The organism is Pseudomonas sp. GW821-FHT09C09, from assembly GCF_059418105.1.
Map to the genome: position 1 here is coordinate 664,010 of NZ_JBWKPF010000002.1, position 22,171 is coordinate 686,180.

At 55.0% G+C, this 22,171-nt stretch carries 22 protein-coding genes and 3 tRNA genes; 16 read left to right on the plus strand and 9 right to left on the minus strand.

The window, feature by feature from the left end; genetic code table 11:
• Window positions 1-158: 158 nt before the first annotated feature.
• From modA to AC07NR_RS08065, 10 genes are all read left to right on the plus strand, one after another.
• A complete protein-coding gene (modA, locus tag AC07NR_RS08020) occupies window positions 159-926 on the plus strand; it encodes a molybdate ABC transporter substrate-binding protein (RefSeq protein ID WP_248740581.1) in 768 nt (255 codons plus the stop codon).
• Window positions 927-1,607 carry a molybdate ABC transporter permease subunit gene (modB, locus tag AC07NR_RS08025; RefSeq protein WP_085710042.1) on the plus strand — a complete coding sequence of 227 codons (681 nt, stop codon included), beginning with the start codon at window positions 927-929 and terminating at the stop codon, window positions 1,605-1,607.
• Window positions 1,608-1,610: 3 nt separating this feature from the next.
• A complete protein-coding gene (modC, locus tag AC07NR_RS08030; RefSeq protein WP_423203558.1) occupies window positions 1,611-2,690 on the plus strand; it encodes a molybdenum ABC transporter ATP-binding protein in 1,080 nt (359 codons plus the stop codon).
• Between the two features lie 72 nt (window positions 2,691-2,762).
• Window positions 2,763-3,791, plus strand: coding sequence for a DNA topoisomerase IB (locus tag AC07NR_RS08035; protein WP_423203559.1), 1,029 nt, complete (start codon window positions 2,763-2,765; stop codon window positions 3,789-3,791).
• A gap of 144 nt (window positions 3,792-3,935) precedes the next feature.
• Window positions 3,936-5,573 carry an ATP-binding cassette domain-containing protein gene (locus AC07NR_RS08040; RefSeq protein WP_495078289.1) on the plus strand — a complete coding sequence of 546 codons (1,638 nt, stop codon included), beginning with the start codon at window positions 3,936-3,938 and terminating at the stop codon, window positions 5,571-5,573.
• Between the two features lie 71 nt (window positions 5,574-5,644).
• Entirely contained in the window at window positions 5,645-5,878 is a 234-nt protein-coding gene (locus AC07NR_RS08045) for a hypothetical protein (RefSeq protein WP_495078290.1), read from the plus strand.
• A 117-nt stretch (window positions 5,879-5,995) separates the two neighbouring features.
• Window positions 5,996-6,226, plus strand: a complete 231-nt coding sequence (locus tag AC07NR_RS08050; protein WP_085710047.1) for a hypothetical protein — start codon at window positions 5,996-5,998, stop codon at window positions 6,224-6,226.
• 86 nt (window positions 6,227-6,312) lie between these two features.
• The gene (locus AC07NR_RS08055) at window positions 6,313-6,597 is read left to right on the plus strand and encodes a hypothetical protein (RefSeq protein ID WP_495078291.1); all 285 of its coding nucleotides are present in this window, start codon (window positions 6,313-6,315) and stop codon (window positions 6,595-6,597) included.
• Window positions 6,598-6,710: 113 nt separating this feature from the next.
• The gene (locus tag AC07NR_RS08060) at window positions 6,711-7,373 is read left to right on the plus strand and encodes a TetR/AcrR family transcriptional regulator (protein WP_495078292.1); all 663 of its coding nucleotides are present in this window, start codon (window positions 6,711-6,713) and stop codon (window positions 7,371-7,373) included.
• A gap of 119 nt (window positions 7,374-7,492) precedes the next feature.
• The gene (locus tag AC07NR_RS08065; protein ID WP_305832795.1) at window positions 7,493-8,329 is read left to right on the plus strand and encodes an NAD(P)H-binding protein; all 837 of its coding nucleotides are present in this window, start codon (window positions 7,493-7,495) and stop codon (window positions 8,327-8,329) included.
• Here AC07NR_RS08065 and AC07NR_RS08070 read toward each other — a convergent pair.
• Window positions 8,284-8,742: an aldehyde dehydrogenase family protein gene (locus AC07NR_RS08070; RefSeq protein WP_318653958.1), complete on the minus strand. Its 459-nt coding sequence runs from the start codon at window positions 8,740-8,742 to the stop codon at window positions 8,284-8,286. The two genes, AC07NR_RS08065 and AC07NR_RS08070, sit on opposite strands and share 46 nt — an antisense overlap.
• A gap of 590 nt (window positions 8,743-9,332) precedes the next feature.
• Here AC07NR_RS08070 and AC07NR_RS08075 point away from each other — a divergent pair.
• Window positions 9,333-11,210, plus strand: a complete 1,878-nt coding sequence (locus AC07NR_RS08075; protein WP_248740588.1) for an acyltransferase family protein — start codon at window positions 9,333-9,335, stop codon at window positions 11,208-11,210.
• Between the two features lie 269 nt (window positions 11,211-11,479).
• Window positions 11,480-12,946, plus strand: a complete 1,467-nt coding sequence (locus tag AC07NR_RS08080) for a hypothetical protein (RefSeq protein WP_305832794.1) — start codon at window positions 11,480-11,482, stop codon at window positions 12,944-12,946.
• 506 nt (window positions 12,947-13,452) lie between these two features.
• Here AC07NR_RS08080 and AC07NR_RS08085 read toward each other — a convergent pair.
• From AC07NR_RS08085 to AC07NR_RS08115, 7 genes are all read right to left on the minus strand, one after another.
• A tRNA-Leu gene (locus AC07NR_RS08085) sits at window positions 13,453-13,539 on the minus strand.
• A gap of 194 nt (window positions 13,540-13,733) precedes the next feature.
• Window positions 13,734-13,807: transfer RNA gene (locus AC07NR_RS08090), tRNA-Cys, on the minus strand.
• A 47-nt stretch (window positions 13,808-13,854) separates the two neighbouring features.
• Window positions 13,855-13,930, minus strand: a tRNA-Gly gene (locus AC07NR_RS08095).
• A gap of 60 nt (window positions 13,931-13,990) precedes the next feature.
• Window positions 13,991-14,551, minus strand: a complete 561-nt coding sequence (gene pgsA, locus AC07NR_RS08100; RefSeq protein WP_085603312.1) for a CDP-diacylglycerol--glycerol-3-phosphate 3-phosphatidyltransferase — start codon at window positions 14,549-14,551, stop codon at window positions 13,991-13,993.
• A gap of 32 nt (window positions 14,552-14,583) precedes the next feature.
• Window positions 14,584-16,407 carry an excinuclease ABC subunit UvrC gene (gene uvrC / locus AC07NR_RS08105; protein ID WP_495078293.1) on the minus strand — a complete coding sequence of 608 codons (1,824 nt, stop codon included), beginning with the start codon at window positions 16,405-16,407 and terminating at the stop codon, window positions 14,584-14,586.
• 2 nt (window positions 16,408-16,409) lie between these two features.
• Window positions 16,410-17,051: a response regulator transcription factor GacA gene (gene gacA / locus AC07NR_RS08110; RefSeq protein ID WP_032829778.1), complete on the minus strand. Its 642-nt coding sequence runs from the start codon at window positions 17,049-17,051 to the stop codon at window positions 16,410-16,412.
• A gap of 127 nt (window positions 17,052-17,178) precedes the next feature.
• Window positions 17,179-17,643: a GNAT family N-acetyltransferase gene (locus tag AC07NR_RS08115; RefSeq protein ID WP_495078294.1), complete on the minus strand. Its 465-nt coding sequence runs from the start codon at window positions 17,641-17,643 to the stop codon at window positions 17,179-17,181.
• A gap of 171 nt (window positions 17,644-17,814) precedes the next feature.
• Between AC07NR_RS08115 and AC07NR_RS08120 the strand changes: the two genes are divergently transcribed.
• Entirely contained in the window at window positions 17,815-17,943 is a 129-nt protein-coding gene (locus tag AC07NR_RS08120; protein WP_263860270.1) for a hypothetical protein, read from the plus strand.
• A 334-nt stretch (window positions 17,944-18,277) separates the two neighbouring features.
• Window positions 18,278-19,354, plus strand: a complete 1,077-nt coding sequence (locus AC07NR_RS08125; RefSeq protein ID WP_305832792.1) for a 3-deoxy-7-phosphoheptulonate synthase — start codon at window positions 18,278-18,280, stop codon at window positions 19,352-19,354.
• A gap of 46 nt (window positions 19,355-19,400) precedes the next feature.
• Here the strand turns inward: AC07NR_RS08125 and AC07NR_RS08130 are convergent, their stop codons facing one another.
• On the minus strand, window positions 19,401-20,510 hold the full coding sequence (locus AC07NR_RS08130) for a hypothetical protein (RefSeq protein ID WP_495078295.1): 1,110 nt from the start codon (window positions 20,508-20,510) through the stop codon (window positions 19,401-19,403).
• 337 nt (window positions 20,511-20,847) lie between these two features.
• Between AC07NR_RS08130 and AC07NR_RS08135 the strand changes: the two genes are divergently transcribed.
• Together AC07NR_RS08135 and AC07NR_RS08140 are read left to right on the plus strand one after the other, a co-directional pair.
• Window positions 20,848-21,717 (plus strand): esterase/lipase family protein, encoded by an 870-nt coding sequence (locus AC07NR_RS08135; protein ID WP_495078296.1) that lies wholly within the window; start codon window positions 20,848-20,850, stop codon window positions 21,715-21,717.
• A 96-nt stretch (window positions 21,718-21,813) separates the two neighbouring features.
• Window positions 21,814-22,095 carry a peptidylprolyl isomerase gene (locus tag AC07NR_RS08140; protein WP_041478733.1) on the plus strand — a complete coding sequence of 94 codons (282 nt, stop codon included), beginning with the start codon at window positions 21,814-21,816 and terminating at the stop codon, window positions 22,093-22,095.
• Window positions 22,096-22,171 lie beyond the last annotated feature (76 nt).

Sequence of the window (22,171 nt, forward strand, 5' to 3'; positions counted from 1 at the left end):
GATTCCATGCCCTCACCTGCCCACCTGAAACCAGCACTTTCCGTTTGGAAGCATTTCGCTATATATTCAGCTATATAGCGATTCACCCCCTCGCATCGGCGCAGTCTACCCCTCTAACAACAACTGCCCACTGCACCTGCCAACAACGGAGCTGTTACATGACCATTCGTGCCTCACGTTTTGCCCCTACCTGCCTGGCCTCCCTGCTTGCGGTATTCGCCGTCGGCGCTGTTCAGGCCGATGAAGTGCAAGTTGCCGTCGCGGCCAACTTCACTGCACCGATCCAGGCAATCGCCGCCGATTTCGAAAAAGACACCGGGCACAAACTGGTCGCAGCCTATGGCGCCACCGGGCAGTTCTATACCCAGATCAAGAACGGAGCGCCGTTCGAGGTATTCCTCTCCGCTGACGACACCACGCCTGAAAAACTGGAAAAAGAAGGCGACACCGTCAAAGGCTCGCGCTTCACCTACGCCATCGGCACCCTGGCGCTGTGGTCGGCCAAAGAAGGTTACGTCGATGCCAAAGGCGAAGTCCTGAAGAAAAACGAATACCAGCACCTGTCCATCGCCAACCCGAAAGCCGCGCCTTATGGTCTGGCAGCCACCCAGGTGCTGGAAAAGCTGAAACTGACTGAAGCGACCAAAGCCAAGATCGTCGAAGGCCAGAACATCACCCAGGCCTACCAGTTCGTTTCCACCGGCAATGCCGAGCTGGGCTTCGTAGCGCTTTCGCAGATCTACAAGGATGGCAAAGTCAGCAGCGGTTCGGCCTGGATCGTTCCGGCGAGCATGCACGACCCTATCAAGCAGGACGCCGTCATTCTGAACAAAGGCAAGGACAACGCCGCTGCCAAGGCACTGGTTGACTACCTCAAAGGCCCGAAAGCCGCTGCGGTCATCAAGTCCTACGGTTATCAGCTGTAAATGTCGCTGACGAGTGCCGATTTCGCGGCGATCTGGCTGACCCTGAAACTGGCGTCCCTGACCACTGCGATCCTGCTGGTCATCGGCACTCCGATTGCCCTGTGGTTGTCGCGTAGCCGTTCGTGGCTGCGCGGTCCCATCGGGGCGATCGTCGCCCTGCCCCTGGTGTTGCCGCCGACTGTCATCGGTTTCTATCTGTTGCTCGCAATGGGGCCGAATGGCTTTCTTGGCCATTTCACCCAGTGGCTGGGGCTTGGCACGCTCACCTTCAGTTTCACCGGACTGGTCATCGGTTCGGTGCTCTATTCCATGCCTTTTGTGGTGCAGCCGTTGCAAAACGCCTTCTCTGCCATCGGCACACGCCCACTGGAAGTGGCCGCCACTTTGCGCGCCAATCCCTGGGACACTTTTTTCAGCGTCATCCTGCCGCTCGCGCGCCCTGGCTTCGTTACCGCGGCGATCCTCGGTTTCGCCCATACGGTTGGCGAATTCGGCGTGGTGCTGATGATCGGCGGCAATATTCCCGACAAGACCCGAGTGGTCTCGGTGCAGATCTACGACCATGTCGAAGCCATGGAATATTCACAGGCCCATTGGCTCGCCGGAGCAATGCTGGTGTTTTCGTTTCTGGTGTTGCTGGCGCTTTATTCCAGCCGCAAGTCGCGCGCAGGCTGGAGTTGATCGATGATTGAAGCACGCTTGAAACTCACTTATTCAGGCTTCGGCCTGGATGTCGACCTGCACCTGCCCGGTCGTGGCGTGACTGCATTGTTCGGGCAATCAGGCTCCGGCAAGACCACCTGCCTGCGCTGCATCGCCGGACTTGAACGGGCCTCGGACGCCTTTGTGCAAATCAACGACGAAGTCTGGCAGGACAGCGAGAAAGGCATTTTCGTCCCGCCGCACAAACGTGCGCTCGGCTATGTCTTTCAGGAAGCGAGCCTGTTTCCACACCTCTCGGTGCTGGCCAACCTGCAATTCGGACTCAAGCGGATTGCCAGGAACCAGCGCCGGGTCGACATGGCGCAAGCCACCGAACTATTGGGAATCGGCCATTTGCTGGAGCGTCATCCGCAGCATCTGTCCGGCGGTGAACGTCAGCGCGTCGGCATCGCCCGGGCTCTATTGACCAGTCCGAAACTGCTGTTGATGGACGAACCGCTGGCCGCCCTCGACAGTCAGCGCAAAAGCGAAATCCTGCCTTACCTGCAAAGGCTGCACGACGAGCTCGATATCCCGGTTCTGTATGTCAGTCACGCACAGGATGAAGTCGCGCGACTGGCCGATCATCTGGTGCTGCTCGACAACGGTAAAGCGCTGGCCAGCGGCCCCATCGGCGAAACCCTGGCGCGTCTCGATCTGCCTCTGGCAATGGGCGATGACGCTGGCGTCGTGATCGAGGGGCAAGTCGTTTCCTACGATCACGACTACCAATTGCTTTGCCTGCAATTGCCCGACACGTTGTTGAGCATCCGTGTGACTCACTCCCCCATGGAGATCGGCCAGGCGTTGCGCTGCAAAGTGCAGGCTCGCGATATCAGCCTGACCCTGCATAACACCGAGCACAGCAGCATCCTCAATCGGTTGCCGGTCACGGTGGTCAGCGAAATGCCCGCCGACAATGCCGCTCATGTGCTGATTCGCCTCGATGCGGGCGGCACTCCGCTGCTGGCCCGTATTACCCGCTACTCACGGGATCAGCTTGGTGTACATGCCGGCCAACAATTATGGGCGCAGATCAAGGCTGTCGCGGTTCTGGCATAAATCGGTCGGCACGACTGCCGGGGTCTGCGGTCAATCGCTGTAACAGCCCGATTGCCGCCCAGGAACCCCGCCATGCCCGATACCGCGCTGACCGATGTGTTGCCTTCGGATCTGCATTACGTCGATGACACCCAGCCGGGACTCACCCGCAAGAAGCTGCGCGGCAAGTTCTGCTACTTCGACGCAACCGGCCAGCGCATCCGCGATCCTGACGAAATCAAACGCATCAATGCGCTGGCTGTGCCGCCGGCCTACACCGATGTGTGGATCTGCGCGGACCCTTGCGGCCACCTGCAAGCCACCGGCCGCGATGCTCGCGGGCGCAAACAATACCGCTATCACCCACGCTGGCGCGAAGTCCGCGATGCCGACAAATACTCGCGACTGCGCGAGTTCGGCATGGCGCTGCCGAAGCTGCGCAAACAGCTTGAAGTGCTGCTGGACGCGCCGGGGTTCAGCCGCGACAAAGTCATGGCTACGGTAATCACGCTGCTCGATGCCACACTGATTCGCGTCGGCAATACGCAATACGCGCGGGACAATCGTTCGTACGGCCTGACCACCTTGCGCAGCCGGCATGTCGAGATCAATGGCAGCGCAATCCTGTTCCAGTTTCGCGGCAAGAGCGGTATCGAGCATCAGATCACCGTCAAAGACCGACGCCTGGCGCGGATCATTAAACGCTGCCTGGAAATCCCGGGGCAAAACCTGTTCCAGTACCTGGATGAACAGGGCGAACGACACACCGTCAGCTCTTCCGACGTCAACGCCTACCTGCAAACCCTGACCGGAGCGGATTTCACCGCCAAGGACTACCGGACCTGGGCGGGCAGCGCCCTCGCCCTGGCGGTGTTACGGGAGTTGCAATGGGAGTCGGAAACCGAGGCCAAACGGCATGTGGTGGAGATGGTCAAAGATGTGGCGCGACAACTGGGCAACACCCCGGCGGTATGCCGCAAATGCTATATCCATCCGGCCGTGGTGGAGCATTTCATGCTGGGCGCACTGGCGGAGCTGCCAAAGCCGAGGATCCGCAAAGGCCTGCGCAAGGAAGAAGTCGCCCTGGCGCTATTTCTTGAACGCATGTCTGACATGGCTTGAAGCGGTCGAACGTCTCGACTAGGCTATCGAACTTCCCCTCCCAAGGACGACCGCAGAAAGTGAACAACTAAGCCTTCAAAAATGTAATCGCGACACGCCTCTCAGGGCGCTTGTCTGTTTTCACGACATTTTTTGGAGGTGCCGATGACTCACGTCTCGCGTACGCCTGCCCTCGTCTCCCTGAATCAACTGGGTTTCCAGTTCGCCAATGGCGAGACGATTTTCGATGCACTTAATTTGAAGTTCGATCACACGCCGACCGCCATCGTCGGACGCAACGGTGTCGGCAAAAGCGTACTTGCGCGCTTGATCGCCGGACAATGGCTACCCACCACCGGCAGCGTGACGCGCACAGTGGCCACAACCTACGTAGCGCAAACCTTGGTCGCTGCACCTGGCGAGACGGTCGCCGAGACCACCGGCAGCGCCGCCATTCTTCAGGCCCTGGAACGAATGAACCGGGGCTGCGGGTCCGTCGAGGATTTCGACCTCATTGGCGAACAATGGGATCTCGCGGAGCGTTTGCGGCGCTTGCTCGATGACGCCGGGCTGGCCGAGGTCGCATTCACAGACTTGACCGAACAACTCAGTGGCGGCCAGCAAGCACGAGTCGCACTGATCGGAGCGTTTTTGAGTCAGGCTTCGTTGCTGGTCCTTGATGAACCGACTAACCATCTGGATTCATCGGGACGGCAATGGCTGATGAACTCACTGGCGCGCTGGCACGGCGGGCTGATCGTCGTCAGCCATGACCGGCAACTGCTCGATGGCATGCAACGGATTGTCGAATTGAATGGCGTGGAGGCAAATGACTTTCGCGGCAATTATTCGGCGTTCCGTGAACACCAGCGGATTCATCAGGCGGCGGCACAAGCACGTCTCGACCAAGCCCGAAGCGAGCGCCAGCGTGAGCACGTGCGGTTGCGGCGTGAACACGACACGATACAACGCCATGCAGCCAATTCCCGACGCAAAGCCGAAACCGCCAACATTGCCAGTTTCGAATACGTGGCGATCAAAGGCGCCGCCCGGGAAATCATGGGCCACGTCAGGCAGGGCCATCAGGCACGCAAGTCCGAGCTCGATGCCCAGGTACGGGAGGCATACGCCAAGGTACAGCCCGCCGACGGTGTGCTGGTCAACCTGCCCGGAAGCACCGTGCCGAACAATCGTCAGGTCTGCACACTGATTGAAGCCGGATTGCCATGGCTGCCCCGCGCAGCAGCAACAAGCCGCCTGAGCCTGGCGATCCGTGGCCCGATGCGAATCGCTGTCAGCGGTCCCAACGGGTGCGGCAAATCGACCCTGCTGAAGGTGCTGGCCGGGCAATGGGCGCCAATCGGCGGAATCGTCACGACTCACGTGCCGTTCGCGTTTATTGATCAGCAGCTGGCCCTACTGGACGATCAGCGCTCGATCACCGAACAGCTGATGATGCAGGGCGCGGGACTGGACGAAGGCACGCTGCGCAGCAACCTCGCTCACCTGCAACTGGATGCTCGTCGCGCCACGGGATGTTGCGTTTCACTGAGCGGTGGCGAACGCCTGAAAGCCGCACTGGCGCTCGCATTGTGGAGAGCAGACCCCGCGCAATTGCTGTTGCTGGATGAGCCAACCAATCATCTGGACCTGCCCTCAGTGGAAGCTTTCGAACGAGCCTTGCAGACATTTCCGGGAGCGATAGTTGCCGTTTCGCACGACCAGGACTTCCTCAAGGCATTGAAACCCACTCACTCTCTGAACTGGCATCGTTCCGGGTGGCTACTTCAACCGACGAACTGACCTGCCTATTTTTTGCACGATTTGTCAGGGCTTCTATAGTTGATCTGATATGAATCAGCTGCGGTGACGCCATGGAAGACATATTCGTCGTGAAGCGTTGCAACAAGATCATCATTCACGGTCGCCGCGCAGGAGAAAGTCTCCACGAACCCGCCGAGGCCACCAGTTGGTATCGCATCAACGACACGCGTACCGGCGGTTTCATCGGGGATGGTTACGATCTGGAAGAGGACGCCCGGCGAGAATGCCAGCGACTGAATGCCGTCAGCTCACGGGTGACGGACTGTGAGTCTTCGGGCGGATAGCTGTCATTTACGGGTCTATACTCAAACCAGCTGAAGGAGCAGCGCCCCAACGGCAGAGAGCTCGCGCTTCGCGGGCTTTTTGCTGCCTCAGAGCGGTTTCCTGAACGGAGGTGTTCCATGTCCGAAAGAGAGTCCATCACCACTCTCCTCACCTTGCTCGAGGCCCGGGAGGCACGCCTTGCCGCGGCCTGCAAAGAGATCGCCGACTGGGTTGATCATCAAGGCGGGCACCCGACCGCCCTGCGCATTCGCGATCGCTTGAACGACATCGAAAAGGATACGCCGCTGATTCGCAGCACTCTTTCGTCGCTCAAACCTGTCGATCGGCCGCTGCCACGCTTCAGGTGATTCACTGATTCGCACAATGCCTGCAAAAAAGAACGTCCTTGGTGGTGAAAGGTCAAACCCTTTACACGTCACCAAGGAGGCGTCTCATGGTCATTCACTTCAAAGTCGACGGGCATCTGGCCTGTGGTCACAAGGGCAACAACCTCAGCTCCAGCCCCGAACTCAATCGCGTCAAGTGCCGCAGCTGCCGCAATACCGACGCTTTTAAAAATGCACGTAAAGACCAGCGCAATGCGGCGCGCCGGGCCGCTCGCCATGCCAAGGCAACGAACCATGCATCCAGTTGGCGTTCCGAGTGGATCGAACGTCTGACGGAGATGGCTGGCCTCCAGCGCCTGCCAAGGGGTTTCACCGGGCAAGCCTTCGTCTAGACCGGGAACACAATGGGCCGTCCGTTCGGCCCATTTCTGCTGATGTGTTTATTACTGTGTAGCCCTGCCGATGCTATGGTGAGTCCTGTCGGTTCCAGTTTCGGTAACTCAGCGTGCAAACATCCCTTGATCCTGAAGACAGCTTCGGAGCGCCCCCCTCGCCTCGCCGCAATCCGTCGCAAAAACGCAGCCGTGAACGGCAGGAACGGATTCTCGGCGTGGCTACACGGCTGATTGCCAGCAAGGGCAGCGATCAGTTGAAGATGAGCGAAATCGCTTCACTCTGCGAGATATCCATCGGTTCTCTCTACCAGTATTTTCCCGACAAAAGCTCGATCATCCTCAGCCTCGCGCAGCGTTACAACGCCGAAAGCCGCCGCTGCATTCAGGTTGCTCTGGAGACGGTCCACAATGCGCAATCGCTGAAAGTCGCTTATTCGGACCTGCTGGATCTGTACTACCAGGTCATCACGGCAGAACCGGTCATGCGCGATATCTGGTCAGGCATGCAGGCTGACAAACAGCTGCTGGATCTGGAACTGCAGGAAAGTCGCATCGCGGCGCAAATGTTGACCCGTGCGGTGCTGCGCGCCTTTCCTGACGCCAATCAACAACAAGTCAGCGATGCGGCTTTTCTGGTCTGGCAACTGGGTGAATCGACGATGCGCCTGGCCATTTCCTGCTCCGAGGCAGAAGGTAAGCGACTGGTCGAAACCTTCAAGCGCATGTCGCTTCGGGAAATACTGCATCCGGCCCTCGCCGACTCTTCGATTTAAATCCGTGACGTCCAACAAATGACCTGTCGTCGGCTGAGGGCAGGCGTTTCTTGACGGAATAACGTGAGCATCTATCGTATTTTTTTGTGAGAGATGCTCACGTTAACAGAGAGATGATCATGACAAGCTCAGAAGCCCAACCCGTTCTGATACTCGGCGCTACCGGAAAAACAGGAAGCCGAATCAGTAAACGACTCATCGAAGAAGGACATCCGGTTCGACCAGGGTCGCGCAATGCACCCATCCCCTTCGATTGGGAGAATCCTTCAACATGGAGCGCTGCTCTCACAGGTGCGCGCGCAGTCTATATCTCCTATCAGCCCGATCTCGCCATGCCCGGCGCGCTGGAAACCCTGCAGGCGTTCGTTTCGCTCGCCGTCGAGCACCACGTCAAACACTTGGTACTGCTTTCAGGACGCGGTGAAATTGAAGCGCAAGAAGCTGAACGGATTGTGCAAAACAGCGGTACCGACTGGACAATCCTGCGTGCCAGCTGGTTTTTCCAGAACTTCAGCGAAGCGCATTTCCTCGATCCGATCATTGAAGGTCAGCTCGTGCTGCCGGTCGGCAATATCGCTGAACCCTTTGTCGATGCGGAAGATATTGCCGAGGTTGCCGTGCAAGTCCTCACAAAACCGGGTCATAAAGGAAAATTTTATGAGCTCACAGGGCCAAGGGCACTGACCTTTTACGAAGCGCTAGAAGAAATCAGCTCGGCGACCGGACGGGATATTCAGTTCACGCAAGTCTCGGCGCAGGCTTACCTCAAGGAACTTGAGCATAGGCAATTGCCGACACCCTATGTCAACCTGTTGCTTTACCTTTTCACCACCGTGCTAGATGGGCGCAATGCGGCTGTAGCCGATGGAGTGAAACAAGCCTTGGGGCGCCCTGCGAATGACTTCAGCGCTTATGCCAGGCGCACGGCTTCGACCGGAATCTGGAACGCGCGGTAGTAAAAGGCGATTGGACGAACACGTATGTATTTATCGGAAACACAAAAGCAGGTATGCATGAGAAATATCATGCAAGCTTTTAGATTTAACAAACGACTAGCGTATGCAGACCTGCTCAGTCCATCGGTGCATTCGCAATCAAAGTCTTGGGTTACAGATACGTGTTCATTCCCCCAACGCTCCATTTCTCGCCCCGGCACCGAATGCTTGAACCCACTGAAAGGAGCTCGTGGTTTGTGAGTCAGCGTATTGATCAACACACGCCCCGAATCAATCTGACGGGCAATACTCACACAGCGTTCATCGCTGTTTCGGTGTACCAGCGCGCTCAGCCCTAAGGCCGTGTCGTTGGCAATCCGGATCGCGTCAGCCTCATACTCACACGGGATGATTGTCAGTACGAGGCCGAAAATTTCTTAGCGCACGATTCGCATTTGATTGTTGGCATCCGTGAAAATCCTGGGTTTCACGAACCATCCCGTATCCAGGCCTTGTGGACGACCATCGTTCCTTTACAACCAGGAACATTGAGTTAAACCAAGCAATGTGCGCCAGCAAGCGACGAGATTCCCGTTGCATTTATCGCGAGGAACTCAGTGTTCCGTGTCAATCACCCATGACCCTTTGCGACGGATGCAACGAATCCTGGCTGGTCGAGTCGGACGGCCAGAACGACCACGCAGCATCGATCAGTAGTCTGAGACCGAGTTGACTCACAACAGGAAATTCTGCCACTTGACCTCCCAAATGATTACACTAGGCCACCAGATTTCAGGGAGCTAGTTCGATGGATTACACGGCCGTAGAAATTTCCTTTCTCATACAAGGATCGTTGATCGCGCACCACCATCCGAAGTGCGCCACCTACTCACTACGGAGAGGACGAGTAGACCACAGACAGACAACAACTACTTAGATAAATAGAGTTCACTCCAAACTCCTCAAAAAATAGATTTATAAATCTTACTCCACGCCAACGCGCCGAGTAATAGGGATTTTTTTGATGTTGCGCTACCGTTCTGACATTGATGGGCTTAGAGCACTTGCGGTGCTCGGGGTAATAATATTTCACTTGAAATTAGGCTTTCTTCCAGGAGGATATACGGGGGTAGATATATTTTTTGTGATCTCCGGATATCTAATTTCCAAAAGCATCTTTGAAGAGATAGGTAGATCAGAGTTCTCAATTGCGAAATTTTACGTCAGACGCGCGCGACGTATTTTGCCCGGCTTTTTATCGGTGGTTGCATTAACTTCAATTGCAGCATACATTTTTTTGTACCCTGCCGAACTAACTCATTATGCTAAAACTGCGATAGCATCTGCATTTTTTGCCGCTAATATTTTCTTCTATAGCAGTCTCGATTACTTCTCCGTTGGCGCCAACGAAATACCACTACTGCATCTATGGTCTCTAGGCGTAGAAGAGCAGTTTTACATTTTTTTCCCTTTAATAGCTTTGGCAGCCATAAGATTTGGAAAGCTTTGGCTAAGCGTAATTATCGCAATCATCATGCTTTTTTCGCTTCTGTACTCCCAAAGTCTTTTATACATAGATCCTACAGCTTCATTTTACCTGCTCCCCTCAAGAGCATTTGAACTCCTGATCGGAAGTTTGATTGCGCTCCCCAACTTGCCTAGTATACGAAACCAAAAGGCGGGCTTAATATCGGCGACAATCGGCATAACCGCGATTGGCTTTAGCTTCTTCTTTTACGATGAAAATACTAAATTTCCTGGGATTGCAGCCTTGCTTCCCTGCCTAGGCACCGCCTTGCTGATAGTAGGCTGCCAGCAAGAAAACATTGTTGGACGCGCTCTATCATTACCGCCGGTGAGATTCATCGGGAAAATATCCTATTCATTGTATCTTGTTCACTGGCCACTTATAGTTTTTGCTGATCGCCTTTTCCCAACAGCCGACCAAAACTTACGTGCCGCGTGCGTTTTTGCATTATGCCTTATTTTGGCTACACTGAATTACATGATTATCGAGCAGCCTTTTCGCAAAGCGAAACAAGACTGGCGCCCGTTTAGAGTACTGAGTCTTTCAGCAACATCACTGTTTTTTGTTGCTGCAATCTCAGGTTACGTAACAGTAAAAAATGGCTTTCCTCAGCCGACTACAGCGCGAACTGTAAATGCCATCGCCATGCTTCAATATAGCTATGCGAAAGACTTTCTTGATGGCACGTGCTTCCTCCGGCCGGAACAAACTTCAACAGATGCGCTTCGCAGTGGATGTATTCCTGCAGCTGGCCAAAAAAGCATCATGCTCTGGGGAGATAGCCACGCTATTCATTTATACCCTGGATTGAAACCTTTGATAGAAGAACGAGGGTATTTCCTGGGAGCGCTAACTACTTCAGGCTGCCCACCGATATTAGAAACCGATGCGGCGTTACGGCCAAACTGCCGGGCATCTAACACTCATGATTTTGAGATTATAAAACAAATTCACCCGTCTCTCGTTATCATGAGCGCTATCTGGCCGTCGAGCCCCGAGACCATAGGAAAGCTCAAGGACACCATCGACAAGCTGTCTAGTCTAGGCATCAAAACAGTGGTCCTCGGCACATCTCCAATATACAAACAAAGTGTCCCACTGCTGGTTATTAAGAAAGTCGAAGCGGGAGAAACCAGCATGATGTCTTCCGACGAGCTGGAACTTCCGGCGATCATAACCAGCAGAAATGCAGCTGCCGCTGTCGTCGCAACTACAAATGCCAAATTTGTAGATGTATTTAAAACGATTTGCCCAAAAGACACATGCGCCATGGCCAGCGCTGACGAAACACCTTATTACTACGATATACACCACTTTACTCCAGTAGGATCTAGACATTTTGCGAAGGAACTGCTGCCTCAGATAATCAACTAAGATGTTCTGTTTGATTTGAACCGCCCCGGAGCAGTCGCTGTGGCGGATCAAATCAGTACAACTGTTTCAGCCGCTGCTGGCATATGATCCCCCACCCTCGCCGTCTCTTGCCTTGCCAGCAGCGATCCGACATTGCGCCAGATCGCGAACCGGGACCAATATCAGGTTGACTGGGTTCAGATAGCGGATAAATCTAATGGCTAATGTTGTAGAATTTCACGACCGCATAAAAACGACACAAAAACATCGCTAAGGGCAAAGGACACAATATGGAATCACTGGCTTTGGGATCAATTAAAAAAACGTGGCTGGAGTACTTCGCAAAAATCGCGAATAACGATCAGAAAATAATCGCCTTTATTGCGGCAACATTTATATTTTATATCGCGCAAAAATCTATCGATGCAAAAATATTCTTGGGCGATGCGAAAGACTACTGGTATTTGAGCTCCTACATTTGGGACTTCTCCTTCCCCCAAAATCTTCGAGGATATTTTTTCCCGCTTTTGCTTTCACCCGCAAAATACCTATCTGAAGCCATGCCGCAATTTGGATACTTTCCATTAAGAGTCCTACAATCCGTTGCGTACAGCTACATCCTTGGTATCGTTTTTCCCGATCTGTTTGTAAAAATCTTTGGGGGGACGAGCACACTTCCGAGAAGACTTATTGTTCCATCACTTGTTGCAATATTTTTTCCTGGGCTTGTCTCGTACCCCCTGAGCGACTTGCCTGCGCTTTCGCTGACTTTCCTTAGCATTTACCTTTTGATCTGCGCCAAAGAAAAAACATCCATCACTGGTATGCTATCGTTTGTTTTCATTGCGGGAATACTTGCTTACGGAGCTTGTAACACCAGATCGATTTACATATTCACGCTAATCGCATTAACAATTGCTGTTCCAGCTGTGATTTTTAAAAACAAATCAATAAAAACCCGACTTCTCGCAACCGTTGTTTTCATTATTGGGTCTGCAGTTTGCTCCACTCCCCAGACACTGATAAACATCAAACATTTCGACACCCCTTCGCCTTTTGTAATATCAAACATTGGCGACGCCTCTCTGTTTGCCACCCAATTAAAATGGGGAATTACAATACAGCGCTATGAGACTCTTCTAGACGAAGAAAATGCAAAAGTGTCGGGTATCTATTATTTCGACCCAGAAGGTGAACTTTTTTTTAGCAATAACGGAATGAAAGATATAAAAGCAACAGTGCCTTGGTACCTTAAAATGGCACTATCAGAACCAATCGAGTTTTCCAAACTATACGTACGACACTTTATCAATGGCATCGATGTGCGCGACCATGAGGTATACACAACGTCCCCTTCGCATGAAAAAGTATTTCGTTCAGCGATAAGCCTGTCGGTATTTTTTTTCGGATTATTTATTCTTGCTCGTGGCCTCATAGAGAAGCCAATTGAACATTCAAAATCCGACACAACAATTTCAACCAAAGTTTTCTGGGTATTATTGTTTATACTTCCGGTGGTAGCAATTATTCCTGGCGCAATAGAGACGAGGTTCTTCATTCCACTACAGATTCTCTGCTACGGCGCAATCGCATTCAAACTCTGCGCACCTGAAATTAAAAATCTGCCATCCCTGAAAAACTTAACGATCGCACTTGCATATGTAGCGATTCTTACGTGCTCAATAGCCATGACAAATACTTCTATATTGTCAAGATATAGCATTATTTTCGAAGACCACAAGGCGCCTCAAAAGTAATTGCGTTCAAATGAATAACGGCCGCCCTTTACGAGAGTCGAGGGCCAGATTCATGGACAACGCTAGATGGCATTGCCGACCAGCGGTGGAGGACTCACGTGACAACCTCTACCGCTGTCAGCGCTTTAGAATACTTCTGCCAACCCTTCGCCAACACAACCCCTCAACGGCCGCATCGCCCACTCGAAGCGCCAGCAAGAACGCCCCATTGAGCAGATAGGGCTGCTGCGGAAGCGGCCCAAATGCCCTCCAACGGGTAAAGAATTGCGCGTTACTTTACTGACAATAATCCGTGCCTTTCTGCACCAAATCAGCACCTTGAACCGCGCCCCGGCCCCGACCTCGCACAGAATCACAGACACCCTAATGATGGAAAAGCAGGACATCCGGTATCTGATGAGTAATAGAGTGGCGGCGACCAAGTGAGTGTGGCCAAATTCAAAACGTCGGCCTAGAAGCAAGCAAGGGTTTGCATCAGCTTTCGCCCGCAAACCCTTGATTTTAGATGGTGCCCGAAGCCGGAATCGAACCGGCACGTCCTTACGAACGGGGGATTTTAAGTCCCATGCGTCTACCAGTTTCGCCATTCGGGCGGTAGCGCGGTGCAGCGTTATCCTGATACAGATTCCCAATCCTGACAGATTGAAGCCTACGCAACAGGAGGGGGGAAATATATACATCAGTCCCCGCTGAAGCAAGTTTGCAAAGGTAATTTTCAAGATTAAATCTTGCTAAAATTTGCAAAAAAAAGCTCCGTAAATCATGGATCTACGGAGCTTGTTTATAGTGGAGGCCGAGGTCGGAATCGAACCGGCGTAGGCGGATTTGCAATCCGCTGCATAACCATTTTGCTACTCGGCCTCAAAGCATTTGTTGTCAGTAGCGCGACAACAAACGCTGTACAAACTTGGAGCGGGAAACGAGACTCGAACTCGCGACCCCGACCTTGGCAAGGTCGTGCTCTACCAACTGAGCTATTCCCGCTTGGTGTGGCGCATTCTATAGAAATCAGAAGCGCCGTCAACCCTTTGATTCAAAAAAGTTTTATTTCTTTTCAACATCGGTCTTCAGATGTGGCCAGGCAGCCCGAAGGTATTGAACCATCGACCACAACGTCAGACCTGCCGATACCATCAGCAATGCATAACCGATGAAAACCCAGAAGCTGAAAACCTTGGGGTTGGCCAGAAGGATCACCAACGCAAGCATTTGAGCAGCGGTTTTCCATTTGCCCAGGTTCGACACCGCCACATGGGCCCGTGCACCGAGCTCGGCCATCCACTCACGCAGCGCCGAAACAACGATCTCGCGACCGATGATGACGGCTGCCGGTAGTGTGAGCCACAAGTTGCCGTGTTCTTGCACCAGCAACACCAGCGCAACGGCAACCATCAATTTGTCAGCGACGGGATCCAGAAACGCGCCAAACGGAGTGCTTTGCTCCAGGCGTCGTGCCAGATAACCATCCAGCCAGTCCGTTGCTGCCGCGAAGGCAAAGACCGAACTTGAGGCCAGATAACTCCACTGGTAAGGCAGATAGAACAGCAAAATGAAGATCGGGATGAGCAGGACACGGAGAACGGTAATCAGATTAGGGATATTCATCGGCACAACTGGCTACGAGGTGAATGGGCATTCTACTCACTATGCAGGTTTGCATAAATCGACTCTGCTAGCTTTTTGCTGATCCCCGGTGCTTTGGCGATCTCTTCGATGCTTGCACGAGACAGCTCCTGCAATCCACCAAAATGTTTCAACAAGTCCCTGCGACGGGTCGGACCTACGCCCGCCACGCCTTCCAGCGTTGACGTACGACGGGTTTTGCCACGACGCGCACGGTGGCCGGTGATTGCAAAGCGGTGAGCTTCGTCACGGATCTGCTGAATCAGGTGCAACGCGGGGGAGTCACCACGCAATGTGAACTCATGCGCAGCATCATTCAGATACAAAGTCTCGAACCCCGCCTTGCGCGTCGCGCCTTTCGCGACACCGAGCAGGATCAGATCCGGCACGGCCAGTTCGTTGAGCACATCACGCGCCATCGACAACTGCCCTTTGCCGCCGTCCACCAGCAGAATGTCCGGCAACTTGCCCTCCCCGTCCTTCAGTTTGCTGAAGCGCCGGGTCAGCGCCTGATGCATGGCCGCATAATCATCACCGGCCGTTACGCCTTCGATGTTGTATCGACGGTAATCCGACTTGATCGCCCCTTCCGGCCCGAAAACCACACAGGACGCAACGGTTGCCTCGCCGCTGGAATGACTGATGTCGTAGCACTCCAGCCGTTGCGGCGGCTCGTCGAGATTCAGCACCTCGGCCAGGGCCTCGAAACGTGCGGCAACGTGCTGACGGTTCGCCAGCCTCGCGCCCAGCGCCTGTTCGGCGTTGGTCACGGCCAATTGCTGCCAGCGCGCCCTCGTTCCGCGAACCCGATGACTGATCGTCAGTTCGCGCCCGCGAAGTTCCTGGATCGCCTCGACCAGCGTGGGAAAGTCTTCATGAACAACGTTGACGATCAGTTCGCTTGGCAAATCCCGCTCAGGGCTGCTGATGAAATACTGGCCAAGAAACGCCGCCATGACTTCCGCAACGTCTTCCTCGATGCCGACCTGCGGAAAGAAGTTCTTGCTCCCCAGAACCCGACCGCCCCGCACGCTGATCAAATGCACGCAGGCACCACCGGGGTTGACGAAAGCAGCGATCACATCGATGTCGCCAGTCCCGCCTTCCATGCTCTGCTGATCCTGGACGCGACGCAGCAATGCAATCTGGTCGCGCAGCTCTGCAGCGCGCTCGAACTCGAGATTGATTGCAGCCTCTTCCATCGCGGTCGACAGTTCATTGGTCAACGCATGGCTGCGGCCCTCGAGGAACATCACCGAGTGCCGCACGTCTTCCGCGTAGACCTCTGGCTCGACCAGCCCGACACAGGGAGCCTTGCAGCGCTTGATCTGGTACTGCAGGCACGGACGTGTGCGGTTCTTGTAATAACTGTCTTCACACTGACGGACGAAAAACGTCTTTTGCAGAAGGCTCAGGCTCTCACGAATGGCCCCGGCACTCGGATAAGGCCCGAAGTATTTGCCCTTGGCCTTCTTGGCGCCGCGATGGATGCTGAGACGAGGGAATTGCCCGTCAGACAGAAACACATACGGATAGGACTTATCATCACGCAACAGAATGTTGTACGGCGGCCGCCACTCCTTGATCAGCGTTTGCTCAAGCAGCAGGGCTTCGGTTTCGTTGGCGGTGATGGTCGTTTCGACCTGGGCGATTCGCCCGACGAGAGCAGCGGTTTTCGGCGCCATCCCGGTCTTGCGAAAGTAACTGGCCAGGCGCTTCTTCAGATTCTTGGCCTTGCCGACGTATAACAGACGCGCATCGCTGTCGAACATGCGATAAACGCCAGGGCGCCCGCTGACAGTCGACAGGAAGGCGCCGGAATCGAATGTTTCAGTCATGGTCAGAGGCTGGCATCAACCATGCCGTGACGAACTGCCAGAAGCGTCAGCTCGACATCGCTGCTGATCGAAAGCTTCTCGAAAATGCGGTAACGGTAGGTGTTTACGGTTTTTGGCGACAAGCACAATTTGTCGGAAATGATCTGCACCTTCTGACAGCCGACAATCATCAGCGCAATCTGAATTTCCCGCTCAGACAAGGCGTCGAACGGAGAATCATTGGTTGGCTGAAACGACTTGATTGCCAACTGTTGGGCAATTTGCGGGCTGATGTAACGTTGACCGGCAAAGACCAGGCGGATGGCCTGTACCATTTCCGGCAAGCCGGCACCTTTGGTCAGGTAGCCAGCAGCGCCCGCCTGCAGCAATCGTGTAGGAAACGGATCTTCTTCACACACGGTGACCGCGACCACCTTGATGTCCGGATGGCTGCGCAATAGTTTGCGCGTGGCTTCCAGGCCGCCGATGCCAGGCATCTTGACGTCCATCAGCACCACGTCGGGCTTCAACTCACGGGCCTTGATAAGGGATTCTTCCCCGGACTCGGCCTGGCCGACCACTTGCAGGCCATCGATATCGGCCAGCATTCGTGTAATGCCTGTACGAACGAGATCATGGTCATCGACCACTAGCACCCTAATCAAGCAGACACCTCGCGATATGGTCTTATTGGGATGCCGGACACCTTAGCAAAAAGTGCCAGACAGACCTAGCGGCAAGCAACATATAAAAAGTTTCAATTCATCATTCAGGGCTTGCCGGCCGTGGGTTTCAGAGCACAGTTGTACTGAAATCGAGCTGCATCCTCAGGAAACATTCGTCCTCGCCCTGCACAACCATTCCTTTTCTGCGATACAGATTCTGCGCCGGATTATTCTTGAACACCGTCAGACGCAATGCCGGTCGACGTTCCTGACGTGCAATTGCAACAACCTGATCGATCGCCCAGGCTCCTGCACCTTGTCCCTGAAATCCCTCGCAGACCTGCAATTCGCGAATATACAGCGCGCGAGCATCGCGACTGAGGCTGAAATAACCGACGGGCCTGCCATCGCACTCAATCAACCAGTTCTCGCGTCCGGCCCAGGCAAGATCGAATGCTTCGTCCTGCCACAGCAGATCGTAGTTGATGTAGTAGGGAAGCATATTCCGACAGGTGATTTCTCGCGTAAACGACAGGTCATCGGGCGATGCCGGTCGTAATTGAAAGCTTGTTTGCACATCCACCACCTGCATGACTTGCCCTCCCTGATGCGACTGCGACGCTACTCAACCCTGAGCAGCTGAAAAGCCACAGTGTGTCACAGGCTCAACCGATAGAGGCCTTCTTGTACCTGCAATAGCAATTTCTGATTGCTGACGCGTAGCGGGCTCTAGTAAGCTCGGCGCATTCATCGGAGACAGACCATGTTCAACGCCATTGCACAGCTTCATGCCACCGGCGCCCAGCGCTCGGTTGCGGCTGCCTGCGTGAACAGCATCTGCGCTCCAGCCAGCTTTTATTTTGGGTATTGGTTTAGCCACTGGCGCGCCTGATACCCACACGGCGCCCATATAGACGGGTCGCCTACCAGAGAATTCTCAACCCCCGGTCGGCCTCCCGACCGGGGGTTTTGTTTTTTCAGGCCCTGAATTTTCAGCGACACACCAGACACTTGAGGAATAACGACATGAACTACGCCACTTATTACCGCTACGACAGCTTTACCGCCTGGCGATTTAGCAGCCTCCGCTCGGGACAGCCTGCCGCCTCCGATCGGTCACCCACAGGTGGCAAGCCAACACACGTAGCCAATACGGCCAACTGTCGAACACCCCAATAGGGCCGAGTCGGCGGGAAAGACCCGCGACCAGCCCAGGAAGACCGAATATGAACTCGTCCGTTTCTGCTCTGCCACTGTCCACCCTGAACCCGGCCAACGAAGCATTGACCCTGCGTCTGCCCAGTTCGCTGCAACTCAAGCAGCAACTGCCCCTGAGCAATGCCTTGAACCAGCGGGTTGCCGATCACCGTCAGGCGATCCGCGCCATACTCAACGGCGAAGACCACCGTTTGCTGGTCGTCGTCGGCCCTTGCTCCATTCATGATCCTGAATCCGCGCTCGAATACGCAGGCAAACTTGCTCGACTGGCCGATGAAGTCAGCAGTGAAATGCTCCTTGTGATGCGTGCTTACGTCGAAAAGCCCCGCACCACCATCGGCTGGAAAGGCCTGGCCTACGATCCCCATCTCGATGGCAGTGACGACATGGCTGCCGGCCTTACATTGTCACGTGAACTGATGCTGGAAATGATCCGCCTCGGCCTGCCCGTTGCCACCGAACTTTTGCAACCCATGGCGGCCGGCTACTTCGACGATCTGCTCAGTTGGGTCGCCATCGGTGCGCGGACAACCGAATCACAGATTCATCGCGAGATGGCCAGCGGGCTGAGCATGCCGGTCGGCTTCAAGAACGGCACTGACGGGGGCGTGGCTATCGCCGTCGACGCAATGCGCTCGGCTGCTCATCCGCATCGCCATTTCGGCGTAGACAGCCAGGGCCATCCGGCAATCATTCCGACTTCAGGCAATCCGGATACACACTTGGTCCTGCGCGGTGGCCACCAAGGGCCGAACTACGATCGTGCCAGCGTGTCCCGAATCCATACCGAACTGAGCCGACTGAAGATCCCGAGCCGGATCATGGTCGATTGCAGCCATGCCAACAGCGGCAAGGACCCTCTTCGTCAGCCGGAGGTTTTCAACGATGTGCTGGAGCAGCGCCTGCAGGGAGACCGCTCACTGGTCGGCATGATGATCGAGTCGCATCTGTTCGAAGGGTGTCAGCCATTGAGCGAGTCGTTGCGCTACGGCGTCTCGGTAACGGATGGCTGCCTGGGTTTCACTGCGACGGAACATCTGCTGCTCAATGCTGCGGAGCGTCTTCGGAATCCGTCCCTGGCCTGAATATGAACCAGCCTTCCGGAGCATGCCTGCCCGGAAGGCCGCTCGATCAAGTCTGCACGTTCAGCAGTGCCACATCGGATACCTGACTGACATCATCCCGTCGCTCAACCGAGTAGGACACGCGAACAGCCGTACCGACATGCTCGCGCCAGAAGCGATAGGGAACGATAAACACCAGGGGCTCAATCTCCATTCCGCTGGTTATTTCCCGATCATCGCGATGAGAGTAGTGCTCGCCATCGCACTTGAGAAAAACCAGTTCACCGACCTCTACCTGCGCATTGCTGATCACTACGCTGACGCCATCAATGGTTTCGCTTACGTCCAGCCCCCCTTCCCGTGCTTCAAGCACTTGTGGTGCGGCCAGCTCGTCGCGTACCAACGGAGCAATGATGATGTTCCTGGAGCCCGACTCGCGCAGCGCTCCGTTTTTTTGTTCGATGACATATCGAACAAGCACTTCGCTGCCACGATGCGGGATGATGAATCGAGGATCGACACCGAACACCAGCGGCGTTCCGACAGCAAAGGATTCGACGATCAAGCTGTCCCGGAATGAGGCGTGCTCTGCAGCCCCCTGCCAGAACAAACCCACTCGATCACCCACCGACATCCCGGCATAAGGCTGGAGAGTGACAGTGGTGCCTTCGTTGACGCGCGCCGGATCAAGATGCCCGCCAACGGCATCGTCAACCGTGGGCGGCAACAGACTGTATAGAACATCCCCCACATTCAGCCGAGTCCTGACGGAGTTGACGGGCAACAACCATTTCATGCTGCTCAACGTCCAGAACACTTCCAGCGAACCGCCATCCAGCGCAGCGATATGAGGACTGCTGACGACAAAAACGATATCCCTCCCCAGCTGAGCCTCGCTGATCGCTCGCGCAAACTCTTGTCGATACGGCAAACCCTCGATATCGAGACCGTGCCAACTCAGTACCAGTCTGTCACCGCATGCCATATCGGGATATGGCGCGATCCGGATGACGACCCTGTTCAACGAGGGCTCAAGGACACCTCTTTCCACCGATTCGAGGGTAACCGCGGGCAATAAATCCGACGGTTCGCGCAGACATGCGTGCCCCGATGAGCCGATCGTCGTTACGGCTAAAACATTGCCCCGTATCTCTTCTTGCACGCTCTGCATATTCATTCGTAGCTCCACTCCATGGAAACGCCCTGCAGCTTGCTTGCTGCGTCGAAGAGCCCCTATTCAATCAGTCAGACAAGAAAAATGATGTCGTCCATCCACACCGCGTTCCGGTCGCAACCGCATCGCAGCAGGTAGGCAATGACGGAACAAATCCATTGGACGAGGCAAAAGATGTCCAGATATTCCGATCCGGATTTCAAACTTTGAGGATATTTCCTGCACACACCGACCCAGTTTCCGCTCCCCGAGAGAGACGCTTCATACATCGAGAGTTCCGAGACTGATTTAGAGTGGCACCCGGCAACTATCGATGAACTTCTGCGATCAAGGATGAAAAATGCAACAAGACACCACCACCCTTTACCCCATCCTCTTGGTGCACGGTTTGTTCGGATTCGAGCGTATCGGCCCATTTGAGCTGTTCCACGACGTCCGGCAGGCGTTGAAGGCCATTGGCGCGCAAGTTTTCGTACCTCACTTGTCAGCCATTCACGACAATGAAGTACGCGGCAGTCAGCTGCTTTGCCAGATCGACTCCGTGCTCAAGGGCACAGGTGCGGTCAAAGTCAACCTGATCGGCCATAGCCAGGGCGCACTGGCGGCTCGCTATGCAGCAGCGCTTGCCCCACACAAGGTTGCATCCGTGACATCGGTCAGCGGGCCGAATCACGGGTCGGAACTGGCGGACTTCCTGCGCAAGGCACTGATCCCCGGAAAGCTGCCGGAAATCGTGGCGCAGAACGTGGCCACACTGTTTTCCGACTTTCTGTGCCTGCTCAGCGGGACCACAGCGCTGCCGCAACATGCATTGGCCGCATTGAACGCCCTGACGACCGAAGGCGTCGGCGACTTCAATGACAAGTACCCGCAAGGCCTGCCCCAGAGCTGGGGCGGGCAAGGCGCCGACCAGGTCAATGATGTGCGCTACTACTCCTGGAGTGGTGTCGTGCCGTCAATGAACCTGCAACAACCCGACCCGGTGCAAGACCTCTGCCGGGCCCTGTCGCAATACTTCATGACCGAACCCTTGCAAAACGATGGTTTCGTCGGGCGCTACAGCTCTCATCTGGGCACCGTGATCCGTTCCGACTATCCAGTTGATCATCTGCGCAGCCTCGGCCGAACCGCTGGCACGCACGCCGGAGCGGTCGATTCGACCCAGTTGTACGTCGAGCACGCCTTGCGCTTGCAGGCCGCCAACCTCTGAGAGCCTGCGTCAGACAACCGAACGGAACTTTGCCGAGAAATCGGCCACTGAATCCGGTAGGCTCCACCCTTTACTGATTTGATTGGAGATTTCCCCATGGCCAAAGCCACCGCCCGACACATCCTGGTTTCCAGCGAAGACAAGTGCAACGAACTCAAGGCCCAGATCGAAGCCGGTGCCGATTTCGCTGAAGTCGCCAAAGCCAACTCCACCTGCCCGTCCAGCCGTCAGGGCGGTGATCTGGGCTCGTTCGGCCCGGGCCAGATGGTCAAGGAATTCGATACCGTAGTGTTCAGCGCACCGATCAACGTCGTGCAAGGCCCGGTCAAGACTCAGTTCGGTTATCACCTGCTGGAAGTCACCAGCCGCCAGGACTGATCCTTCGTCCGATCCGCTGTGTAACGGCCCGCCAGATGGCGGGCCGTTGTGTTTTGGTTACACCACGCGGCTGGCG